This is a genomic window from Planococcus sp. A6 (assembly GCF_028823615.1).
Taxonomy (GTDB): Bacteria; Bacillota; Bacilli; order Bacillales_A; family Planococcaceae; genus Planococcus.
Genome location: NZ_JAPEHT010000106.1, coordinates 1 through 11,654 on the forward strand (window position 1 = coordinate 1; position 11,654 = coordinate 11,654).

Below are 11,654 nucleotides of genomic sequence, written 5' to 3' on the forward strand. Positions count from 1 at the left end.
AGAGGGGATCGAACCCCCGACCTCACGGGTATGAACCGTACGCTCTAGCCAGCTGAGCTACGCCGCCTTGTTCAAACGAACAGTTTATATCATACTATCCTTAATACATATATGTCAATTAGCATTTTATGTTTTTGCGATATTTATTTTATTCATGCTGGAAAATAAACAGAACAGGAGGGCATGCCGTGAATCATTATGAACAAACGATGCTTGCATACCATACAAAACACGGGTTATTCGAAACTGGCGAGCGGCTCGTCATCGGCGTTTCGGGCGGCATCGATTCGATGGTTCTTTTGCATTTTCTCTCGAAAAAGCGGCATCAATTGGGTGTACACCTCACAGCAGTGCATATCGATCACATGCTGAGGGGGGAACAATCTGCGCAAGACCGCCGCTTCGTCGAGCAGCATTGCCAGCTGTGGGATGTGCCGTGTGAAAGTTTTGCAGTCCCTATCCCTGCGATTTTAGCTGAAAATGGTGGAAACACGCAAAGTGTCTGCAGGGAAGAACGTTACCGGATATTTGAGCAAGTGATGGAAAAAACGGGATCCACCGTCCTCATCACGGCCCATCATGCAGACGACCAATTGGAGACGATTTTGATGGAAGGCATGCGCGGCAGCCTGCGAAACGGGGCTTTTGGCATGCGCATCAAGCGGCCATTTGGCGGCGGCATGCTCGTCCGGCCACAGCTTGCTGTCACCAAAGCGGAAATTGCCCAGTATGCGGAACTGGACAAAGTGCCATACCGCGAAGACCCGAGCAATGCCAGTGACACTTACACGCGCAACCGCATCCGCAAGACCATCGTGCCGGCGATGGCACAGGAAAACCCTCGCGCAGCGTTACACTTTTCCGAGCTTGCCGAACAGATTAATGAAGATGCAGCGTTCCTCCAGCAGCTCGCCGAACAAACGCTAAAGGAATTGCTGCTATCAGGTCAGGAATTGCTTATTTCTGCCGAAAGTTTCAGAAGCCATCCCTCTGCTTTACAAAAAAGGATGGTTCTACTACTATTAAACTATCTATATGATGACAAGCGAGTGTTAATAACGAGCCATTTGGCGGAACAAGTGCGCGAGCTGCTGCAAAGTTCCTCGGGCACTGTTTTTTTACATTTGCCGCAAAATTATATGATGATACGCCAATACGACCAGGTATTCTTTGAAAAATCAAAAGAATTCCTCCAGCGCCAGCGGGCGGATATCGGCCATGTTTGGTCGCCGCCTGTCCTGGGTTCCCGTTACCGGGTTGTGCCAGTGGGCGAAGAGCCGGAAGCAGAGAATGCCGTTTTTTGGTATTTCCACTCCGAAGAGACGGATTTTACGCTCCGCGGAAGGGAGCCTGGCGACCGCATCTTGCTTGCGGGCATGAACCAGGCGAAAAAACTGGCGCGGCTGATGATTGATGAGAAGATCCCATCGCAACAGCGGGACAACTGGCCAATTATCGTAGCCGGAACAAATCGAGTATTACTGGTGCCCGGTTTGCGCACCGCCGCTTGCCTGAGCCGGACCAAGCGTTCGGAAGACAACCGAGTATTAGTTGAACAATGCATAGACTATGCAAAATGAGGAAGAAACTAGGAGGCCCACCATGCTACAAAAGGACATTAAAGAAGTATTGATCAGCGAACAACAGCTTCAGGAAAAAGCACGCGAACTCGGCGACACATTGACGCGTGATTATGAAGGGAAATACCCGCTTGCCATAGGCGTATTAAAAGGTGCTATGCCATTCATGGGCGACCTCATGAAACGTTTTGACGGTTATGTGGAAATGGATTTCATGGATGTTTCAAGCTATGGAAACGCAACGGTTTCTTCAGGCGAAGTCAAAATCGTCAAGGATTTGAACGCAAGCGTCGAAGGCCGTGACTTGCTGATCATTGAAGACATTATCGACAGCGGGCTGACACTGAGCTATTTGGTGGACTTGTTCAAATACCGCAAAGCAAATTCCATTAAAATCGTCACGCTTCTCGACAAGCCAACTGGCCGCAAAGTGGATTTAAAAGCGGATTATATCGGCTTTGAAGTACCGGATGCGTTCGTTGTCGGCTACGGCTTGGACTACGCAGAAAAGTACCGTAATCTTCCATATATTGGAATTCTTAAGCCAGCTGTCTATAGCGGCGAAGAGGAATAGTCAAAGAACGTTCAAAGAGCCGATGATTTCAAGTATGCCGTAAAGGCTTTTCATTGTATGCATTTTTGTCCCTGTGTTAGTATTTAGTATAGTTTTGGGAAACTTTGTGAGGAGGCGCGGGATGAATCGAATATTCCGATACACCATATTTTATCTACTGATATTCCTAGTCATCATCGGTATTCTAGGAACTTTCAATAATAGCAACCAACCGACGCAAAATATTGGCTATGGCGACTTTCTGGATGCGCTGAACGCTGGCGAAATTACAGAAGTGACCATCCAGCCGGACGCACAAGTGTACGAAGTGACCGGCCGCATGACAGATTATGATGAAGGCGAATCGTTTGTGACCAATGTGCCGATCGAGAACGAAGCTTTGGTAGCGCAAATCGATGAGCTCGCGACAGCCCAAGAAGGAGTGGAAGTCGAGTTTTTGAAAGCGCCGCAAACTAGCGGATGGGTTTCATTCTTTACCGGCATCATTCCATTCATCATCATCTTCATCCTGTTCTTCTTCTTGCTCAACCAATCACAAGGCGGCGGTGGCGGCCGAGTGATGAATTTCGGGAAAAGCAAGGCGAAATTGTATGATGACCAGAAACAAAAAGTTCGCTTCGATGATGTAGCTGGAGCGGATGAAGAGAAGCAAGAGCTTGTCGAAGTAGTGGATTTCCTGAAAGATCCGAAACGCTTCGGTGAAATCGGCGCCCGCATTCCGAAGGGGATCTTGCTTGTCGGGCCTCCGGGTACCGGTAAAACTTTGCTTGCCCGCGCAGTAGCTGGCGAAGCAGGCGTGCCGTTCTTCTCCATCAGTGGTTCGGACTTCGTCGAAATGTTCGTCGGTGTCGGGGCTTCACGTGTTCGTGATTTGTTCGAGAACGCGAAGAAAAATGCACCATGTATCATCTTCATCGATGAAATCGATGCAGTCGGCCGGAGCGTGAACAAACGCTCAACCAATTGCTCGTCGAAATGGATGGCTTCGGCGCGAACGAAGGCATCATCATCATCGCTGCTACCAACCGTCCAGATATCCTGGATCCGGCACTTCTGCGTCCTGGCCGTTTTGACCGTCAGATTACAGTTGGCCGCCCGGATGTTAAAGGACGCGAAGAAGTGTTGAAAGTTCATGCGCGCAACAAGCCGCTTGATGACACTGTCGACATGAAGGCAATCGCCCAGCGGACGCCTGGCTTCTCCGGTGCAGACCTTGAGAACTTATTGAACGAAGCAGCTCTTGTAGCCGCTCGCCGCAATAAAAAGAAAATCGACATGTCCGATATCGACGAAGCGACAGACCGCGTTATTGCCGGTCCGGCTAAGAAGAATCGTGTCATTTCGAAAAAAGAACGCAATATCGTCGCTTACCACGAATCAGGGCATACCGTAATCGGCCTGATCCTGGATGATGCGGATATCGTCCATAAAGTAACGATTGTCCCACGCGGCCAGGCTGGCGGATATGCCGTCATGCTGCCACGTGAAGACCGTTACTTCATGACCAAACCGGAACTTCTCGATAAGATTGCCGGCTTGCTCGGCGGTCGTGTTGCAGAGGATATCGTCTTTGGTGAAGTATCCACTGGCGCGCATAATGACTTCCAGCGCGCAACAGCGATTGCCCGCAGCATGGTTACTGAATACGGGATGAGCGATAAGATTGGCCCGATTCAATTCGGTCAATCCCAAGGCGGAAACGTCTTCCTTGGACGCGATTTCAATTCGGATCAAAACTATTCCGATGCCATCGCATTCGAGATCGACCAAGAAATTCAGCGCATCATTAAAGAGCAATATGTCCGGACGAAAGAGATCCTCACGGAAAAACGCGAGCTTCTCGAACTTCTCGCCAACACATTGCTCGAAGTGGAAACACTTGATGCTGCACAAATCATGCATTTGAAAGAACACGGAACTTTGCCGGAACGTTCGTATGAAGCCTTGAATGGCCGATACGAAAAAGATGAAGAAGGCGAAACGGATTCAGACGAGGTAAACCCGGATGTGACGGGCGCACCGAATGATCCATCATCAGGAGATTTGCCGGAAGAAGGCTCATCCACTGATTCGCAAGGACCGATCCGAGAAGACCGTAAATAACCGAAAGCCGGTGCTGGCCCTGAAAAGGGCTTGGCGCCGGCTTTTTGCTTTTGTAGAATTATGGTATGATGTGTTGGAAATTCAGCAGATAAATGGGGAGAATTTATGATCTTAGTGATGGATACAGGCAATACCAATATCGTCCTTGGCGTATACGATAACGATACACTGCTGCACCATTGGCGGATGGAAACCGATCGCCACAAAACCGAAGATGAATACGCCATGCAGATCAAAGCGTTTTTGAATCACGTCGGCCTGGGCTTTGAAGCGATTGACGGCGTCATCATGTCCTCTGTTGTTCCGCCGATCATGTTTGCGCTAGAGCGCATGGCGCAAAAATATTTCCACACCAAAGCATTGGTCGTTGGGCCCGGCGTCAAGACCGGCCTTAACATCAAATACGAAAACCCACGTGAAGTCGGTGCGGATCGTATCGTCAATGCTGTCGCAGCGATACAGGAATACGGCGGCCCTTTGATCATCGTTGACTTCGGCACTGCCAATACCTTCTGTTACATCGACGAAAAAAATCAATACCAAGGCGGTGCCATCGCGCCGGGGATCCAAAGCTCTACCGAAGCGCTCTACACGCGCGCATCGAAATTGCCGCGTATTGAAATCGCGCGTCCCGATTCGGTCGTCGGGAAAAATACCATTTCGGCCATGCAGGCGGGCATCGTCTATGGCTACGTCGGCCAGGCAGAAGGCATCATCACCCGCATGAAAAAGCAAAGCAAGCAGCATCCGACCATCATCGCAACAGGCGGACTTGCGCCGTTAATTGCCGCAGAGTCGGATATGATCGACCATATCGACCCGTTTTTGACATTAAAAGGCCTGCATTTTATTTATAAACGCAATCAAGCGTAAGGAAAGGAATGATCACTATGCCAGATTATTTAGTTCGCGGACTTGGTTTTAATGGCAACGTCCGTGCATTTGCAGTCAATACGACAGAAACAGTAGGGGAGGCGCAGCGTCGTCACCAAACATGGCCCGCTGCAACCGCGGCTCTGGGGCGTTTAATGACAGGCGGCGTGATGTTTGGCGCGATGCTTAAAGGAGAAGACCGCGTCACCTTAAAAGTCGAAGCAGGCGGGCCGATCGGATATCTATTGGTCGATAGCGACGCCAAAGGCAATGTGCGTGGCTATGTCGCCAACCCGCAAACTCATGTCGACAGCAAAAGCGGAAAGTTGGACGTCAAAGGCGTCGTCGGGACAGACGGCATGCTGTCTGTCGTCAAAGACCAAGGGATGCGCGATTATTTCACAGGACAGACGCCGATTGTCTCCGGGGAAATCGCAGAAGATTTGACGTATTATTTCGTCGTCTCCGAACAAGTGCCTTCTTCTGTTGGTCTCGGTGTTCTCGTTGATACCGATAATTCGGTGCTTGCAGCAGGCGGCTTCATCATTCAATTGATGCCGGATACCGATGACGAAACCATTACATTAATCGAAAAACGCTTGGCGAATATCGAACCTGTCTCGTCCATGATCAAGCGTGGACTCACGCCTGAAGGCATCCTGGAAGAAGTGCTGGGCGCAGATAATGTACAAATTCTCGAGAAAATGCCTGTCCAGTTCAAGTGCACTTGCTCAAAAGAAAAATTTGCCGAAGGCCTTATAGGGCTCGGGAAAGAAGAAATCCGCCAAATGATCGACACAGACGGCCAAGCGGAAGCGGAATGCCATTTCTGTCACGAAAAATATCATTACAACAAAGAAGAATTGGAAGCGCTGCTCAATGAACTCGAATCGAAATAACACGACAGCGCCGAAACAGAAACGCCACTTGAAAACGAAACCCGTATTAATGGTCATCGGCATTTTATTGCTGGCCAATGTGCTGTGGTTCATCGCTTGGCTCATCCCTGAAGGCAGCAGTGCCGCAAACGAGGAAGTCGCAGCCGTCGATGGTGAAGAAATCACGCGTGCTGAATGGATGGCGTCGATGGAACAGCAGCACGGCCGAAGTGCCCTTCTCGAATTGGTCAACGAAAAAGTCATGGCCGCTGCAGCAGATGATTACGGCATCGAAGTATCCGATAAGGAAATCGACCTGGAACTGGCCATGATGCGGACCGCGCAGGACGGGACCGAAGAACTGTTATATGCAAATGACACCGAACGGCAGCGCGAAAAAGTGAAGGCGCAATTGATCTTGGAGAAAGTTTTGACGAAAGATGTCCTCATCGATGACCAGGCCATCAAAGATTCCTATGAAGACAACCGGGCGATCTATGACGTCAAAGATTCATACCGCACAAGCATGATCGTCTTGAATTCCAAAGCGGAAGCAGAAGAAACGATCAAAGAACTCGACAGCGGCTCAAGCTTTGAAGCACTTGCCCGCGAGCGTTCCATCGATAACGCCACCGGCAACCTCGGCGGGGATATCGGTTTCGTCTCTCCCGGCCAAGCATCGATCGATCCGCAAATCGCAAAAACGGTCGAAACCATCGAACCTGGCTCGTGGTCGGCTCCACTAGCGCTTGAAGATGGCCGGACCGCTGTCATTATGGTGAAAGAAAAAATCGAAGGCCGTACGTTCAGCTATGATGAAGTGAAAGAACATATCAGCCGGGAGCTGGCACTTGAACAATTGCCTCAATCGGTTTCTCCTGAAGCCTTCTGGCAAGAATTCAATGCTGAATGGTTTTACGGTGAAGGAGAATAAGATGCCGACGCTCTCCAAAGATTGACAGTTCGCGCCGCAATTGATAGGATGAAATAAATAATGTCGACAAAAATAGTAGGGATTAGGAGTGGTAAACATGGCACGAGTAGGAAATTCAATTACCGAATTGATTGGGCAAACACCGATTGTTAAATTAAACCGGCTGACAGGACCTGAAGATGCGGAAGTTTACGTTAAATTGGAATACTTCAACCCAGGCTCCAGCGTGAAAGACCGGATTGCGCTCGCGATGATCGAAGCAGCTGAAAAATCCGGCGACTTAAAAGAAGGCGATACCTTAATCGAACCGACAAGCGGCAATACGGGGATCGGCCTCGCCATGATCGCTGCAGCAAAAGGCTACCGCAGCGTACTCGTCATGCCTGAAACCATGAGCATGGAACGTCGCAACTTGTTGCGCGCATACGGTGCGGAACTAGTGTTAACGCCAGGACCGGATGGCATGAACGGCCCGAACGGCGCCATCAAGACGGCCGAAAAACTGGCGGCTGAAAACTCTTGGTTCATGCCCCAGCAATTCAATAACGAGGCAAACCCTGAAGTGCACCGCCTGACCACAGGGCCTGAAATCGTCGAAGCGATGGATCAACTGGACGGCTTCATTTCCGGCATTGGGACAGGCGGCACGATTACTGGTGCTGGGCAAGTGTTGAAAGAACACTACCCGAATATCCATATCGTAGCTGTTGAACCGACGGATTCCCCGGTCTTGTCCGGCGGGAAACCAGGCCCTCACAAAATCCAAGGCATCGGTGCTGGCTTTGTGCCAGCCGTGTTGAACACAGAAATCTATGATGAAATCATGCAAGTAAGCAATGAGCAATCCTATGAATTTGCCCGCCGAACGGCACGCAAAGAAGGCATTCTTGGTGGCGTATCATCAGGAGCCGCGATCTACGCAGCGCTTGAACTGGCGAAAAGACTCGGCAAAGGCAAAAAAGTATTGGCGATCTTGCCATCAAACGGTGAACGTTATTTGAGCACTCCACTTTACCAATTTGACGAAAATAACGGATGATCCAAAGAGCCTTCTGAAAAGAGGGCTCTTTTGTTTGTGCAGAAACCGCAGATTCACGATAAGATAAGAGCAGTTTGAATAATAATATTTCCCAGGAAATGATTGTTTCCTTCAATTCATACATGGACGGTGGAAAAAATGAACTTAAATGTATTCACAAAAACGCAAGTGATGGGCATATTGAATGTGACACCGGATTCGTTTTCCGATGGCGGGCAATTCGATAATATCGAAAAAGCGCTGGCCCGCGCCAAGCAAATGTTAAAGGATGGAGCTTCCATTATAGATGTGGGCGGTGAATCAACACGCCCTGGCCATACACAAATTTCTGACGAAGAAGAAATCGCTCGGGTAGTCCCGGTCATCCAGGCGCTCAGAGAACAGACAGAGGCAATTATTTCCATAGATACATACAAATCTGCCGTTGCCCAAGCAGCTGTCGAGGCCGGTGCGCATATCATCAATGATATTTGGGGCGCCAAATACGATCCCGAGATCGCCCGGGTGGCTGCAGACAAACAAGTACCGATCATTCTAATGCACAACCGTGCCGAAGCGGTTTACGATGATTTTTTGCACGACGCCAAAAAAGACCTTGAAGTAAGCATCCGCATCGCGCACGACGCCGGCGTTTCGGACAATCACATCTGGCTCGATCCCGGCATCGGATTCGCCAAGACGCTCGCCCAAAACGTTGAGATGATGCAGCGGCTCGATGATCTGGTGGCAATGGGTTACCCTGTACTCCTCGGCACTTCCCGCAAATCATTCATCGGCAAATTACTCGATGCACAAGTCGACGAGCGTTTGGAAGGCTCTCTAGCAACAGCGGCTTTCGGGGTCATGAAAGGCTGCCAAATCGTGCGTGTCCATGACGTGAAAGAAACGGTGCAGACAGTCAAGATGATGGACTTCTTAACAGGTAAGATAAAGGTGGAGGGATAGATATGGATTATATTCATTTAAACGAAATGGAATTTTATGGTTATCACGGTGTGTTTTCGGAAGAACAAAAACTCGGACAGCGTTTCCGGGCGACAGTGACGCTTGCCGTCGATCTAAAACGTGCTGGGGAAACTGACGAACTGGAACATACGGTTCATTACGGCGAAGTGTACGAAACATGTCGCGAAGTTATTGAAGGAAAACCCAAAAAGCTGGTCGAGGCCGTGGCCGAAACAGTAGCTGCTGAATTGCTGAGCCAATTCCCGCTGGTCCAGGGAGTCCGCGTTCAGTTAATCAAACCTGACCCGCCAATCCCTGGCCATTACAAATCAGTAGCAATCGACATCACCCGAGGCAGCTTCTGATGAATGAAGTCTACTTATCCTTGGGCTCGAATTTAGGAGACAGGAAAGCCCAGCTTCAAGAAGCTGTTCGCTTGCTTCAATCGAATCCCTCCATTTCGAACATGAAAATGTCTTCCATCTATGAAACGGCTCCAGTCGGCTATCTCGATCAACATGCATTCCTAAATCTAGTTATCCGATTGGAAACCAGTCTCTCTCCATTAGAGTTGTTGGATATATGCCAAGAAATTGAGCAAGCTTTGCACAGGGAGCGGTTGGTTCGTTGGGGCCCGCGCACAGTGGACCTTGATGTGTTGCTGTACGGCCAAGAGCAGCTGGCAACAGAAAGGCTCACCATTCCACACCCCCGCATGTATGAACGGGCATTCGTGCTTGTGCCTTTGCAGGAATTGATGCCCTCCCTCATTCTTCCGGAAGATTTAGAGATGCAAGAAGTACATGTGTGGAAAACGTATGATGATGTAAATACATTTTTGCGTGATGCAAATTAATGAACAAGATTATTTATAATTAAAAGAACTGTTAAGAATGGGATTAGAAGTTGCCAAGAAAACGGCAGCTTTTCTTATGTAACGGCACGAAAAATTGTGTACAATGGATAAATACACGAAAGCACGTGGTTTTAACAGAAAAAGGAGTGTAGGATATGTCAGAAGAGTTGAATGACCAATTAGTGGTGCGCCGCCAGAAAATGCAAAACTTCCGTGAACATGGACTCGATCCATTCGGAAAACGTTTCGAGCGTACGCACCTTTCACAAGAAATTGTTGAGCAATATGATCAATTCTCGAAAGAAGAACTAGAAGAAAAATCCGCTGAAGTCATTATTGCAGGCCGTATCATGACGAAGCGCGGAAAAGGTAAAGCCGGATTCGCGCACCTGCAGGATTTGAAAGGGCAGATCCAAATCTACGTCCGCAAAGATGCAATTGGAGATGATTCCTATGAATTCTTCAAAACCGCAGACTTGGGAGACATCATCGGCGTCCGCGGCACTGTTTTTAAAACAAACGTCGGCGAACTCTCCGTAAAAGCACAAGAAGTGGAATACTTAACAAAAGCCCTTCGCCCGTTACCGGAAAAATTCCATGGCTTGAAAGACGTGGAACAACGCTATCGCCAGCGCTATCTCGATCTAATTGTCAGCGAGAACAGCAAAGAGACGTTTATCTTGCGTAGCCGGATCATTCAAGCGATGCGCCGCTATCTGGATAACCAAGGCTTTTTGGAAGTTGAAACACCGATGCTCCATTCAATCGCCGGCGGAGCCACTGCACGTCCGTTCATTACCCATCATAATGCGCTAGATATGCAATTATACATTCGTATTGCTATCGAACTTCATTTGAAACGCCTCATTGTAGGTGGATTAGAAAAAGTTTATGAAATCGGGCGCGTCTTCCGTAACGAAGGCATCTCTACCCGTCATAATCCAGAATTCACTATGCTCGAACTTTACGAAGCATATGCTGATTACAATGACATCATGTCCTTGACAGAGAACTTAATTGCACACACTGCACAGGAAGTCCTTGGCACAACGACTGTCCGTTATGGAGAAGAAGACATCAATCTAGCTCCGGGCTGGAAACGTCTGCATATGGCAGATGCAGTTAAAGAATACACGGGTGTAGATTTCTGGCAACATATGTCGAAAGAAGAAGCACAAGCACTCGCCAACCAACATGGAATCGAAATCAAACCTACTATGGAAGTGGGGCATATCCTAAATGAATTCTTCGAACAAAAAGTTGAAGAACAATTGGTTCAGCCTACATTCATTTATGGACATCCGGTTGAAATTTCTCCGCTTGCTAAGAAAAATCCGGAAGATGAGCGTTTCACGGATCGTTTTGAACTTTTCATTGTACGTAGAGAGCACGCAAATGCCTTTACAGAATTAAACGATCCAATTGATCAGCGCGAACGTTTTGAAGCGCAACTCATAGAAAAAGAAGAAGGAAACGATGAAGCTCATGAAATGGATGATGACTTTATCGAAGCGTTGGAATACGGTCTTCCTCCAACAGGTGGCTTGGGAATCGGAATTGACCGCTTGGTTATGTTGCTAACTAACTCGGCATCGATTCGAGACGTGTTATTATTCCCTCAGATGCGACCAAAAGAATAAATTAGAAGTGAAAACCGGGTGAGCTGTTTAGCTCACCCGGTTTTTTTAAAAAAACTGTTGCGCTTGTTGCAAGAAGGTGATAAGATATTTCTTGTCGCGTTTTTAGTAAAAAGCGAGATGAGAAGAAAATAAAAATAACTATTGACTCCCGCAAGGAAGTTTGGTAGTATTTAAAAGTCGCTGTCACATTAAGCGAATCAATACATGAACCTTGAAAACTGAACAGCAAAAC

The 11,654-nt window shown here is 48.4% G+C and carries 11 protein-coding genes and 1 pseudogene; 11 read left to right on the forward strand and 1 reads right to left on the reverse strand.

Annotation, left to right across the window (positions count from 1 at the left end):
• The first annotated feature begins 188 nt into the window (after positions 1 to 188).
• From tilS to lysS, 11 genes and pseudogenes are all read left to right on the forward strand, one after another.
• Complete coding sequence (tilS, locus tag ON064_RS13950) at positions 189 to 1,580, forward strand: tRNA lysidine(34) synthetase TilS (protein WP_274625240.1); 1,392 nt, start codon at positions 189 to 191, stop codon at positions 1,578 to 1,580.
• A gap of 22 nt (positions 1,581 to 1,602) precedes the next feature.
• On the forward strand, positions 1,603 to 2,154 hold the full coding sequence (hpt, locus tag ON064_RS13955; protein WP_058382213.1) for a hypoxanthine phosphoribosyltransferase: 552 nt from the start codon (positions 1,603 to 1,605) through the stop codon (positions 2,152 to 2,154).
• A 121-nt stretch (positions 2,155 to 2,275) separates the two neighbouring features.
• Positions 2,276 to 4,257: pseudogene (gene ftsH / locus ON064_RS13960) on the forward strand (ATP-dependent zinc metalloprotease FtsH).
• Between the two features lie 105 nt (positions 4,258 to 4,362).
• Positions 4,363 to 5,130 carry a type III pantothenate kinase gene (locus ON064_RS13965; protein WP_274625241.1) on the forward strand — a complete coding sequence of 256 codons (768 nt, stop codon included), beginning with the start codon at positions 4,363 to 4,365 and terminating at the stop codon, positions 5,128 to 5,130.
• Between the two features lie 17 nt (positions 5,131 to 5,147).
• Complete coding sequence (hslO, locus tag ON064_RS13970) at positions 5,148 to 6,029, forward strand: Hsp33 family molecular chaperone HslO (protein ID WP_274625242.1); 882 nt, start codon at positions 5,148 to 5,150, stop codon at positions 6,027 to 6,029.
• Positions 6,010 to 6,942: a peptidyl-prolyl cis-trans isomerase gene (locus ON064_RS13975; protein ID WP_274625243.1), complete on the forward strand. Its 933-nt coding sequence runs from the start codon at positions 6,010 to 6,012 to the stop codon at positions 6,940 to 6,942. Before hslO ends, ON064_RS13975 begins: the two co-directional genes overlap by 20 nt.
• A gap of 97 nt (positions 6,943 to 7,039) precedes the next feature.
• Positions 7,040 to 7,981, forward strand: coding sequence for a cysteine synthase A (cysK, locus tag ON064_RS13980; RefSeq protein WP_274625244.1), 942 nt, complete (start codon positions 7,040 to 7,042; stop codon positions 7,979 to 7,981).
• 138 nt (positions 7,982 to 8,119) lie between these two features.
• Positions 8,120 to 8,926, forward strand: a complete 807-nt coding sequence (gene folP / locus ON064_RS13985; RefSeq protein WP_274625245.1) for a dihydropteroate synthase — start codon at positions 8,120 to 8,122, stop codon at positions 8,924 to 8,926.
• 2 nt (positions 8,927 to 8,928) lie between these two features.
• Positions 8,929 to 9,291, forward strand: coding sequence for a dihydroneopterin aldolase (gene folB / locus ON064_RS13990; RefSeq protein WP_274625246.1), 363 nt, complete (start codon positions 8,929 to 8,931; stop codon positions 9,289 to 9,291).
• A complete protein-coding gene (gene folK / locus ON064_RS13995) occupies positions 9,291 to 9,782 on the forward strand; it encodes a 2-amino-4-hydroxy-6-hydroxymethyldihydropteridine diphosphokinase (RefSeq protein WP_274625247.1) in 492 nt (163 codons plus the stop codon). The genes folB and folK overlap by 1 nt, the downstream gene beginning before the upstream one ends.
• Positions 9,783 to 9,937: 155 nt before the next feature.
• Entirely contained in the window at positions 9,938 to 11,422 is a 1,485-nt protein-coding gene (lysS, locus tag ON064_RS14000) for a lysine--tRNA ligase (protein ID WP_274625248.1), read from the forward strand.
• A 1-nt stretch (position 11,423) separates the two neighbouring features.
• On the opposite strand, the gene ON064_RS14005 is transcribed toward lysS, so the two are convergent.
• Positions 11,424 to 11,654 (reverse strand): hypothetical protein (locus ON064_RS14005; protein ID WP_274625249.1); only part of this gene is annotated, 231 nt, incomplete at its 5' end.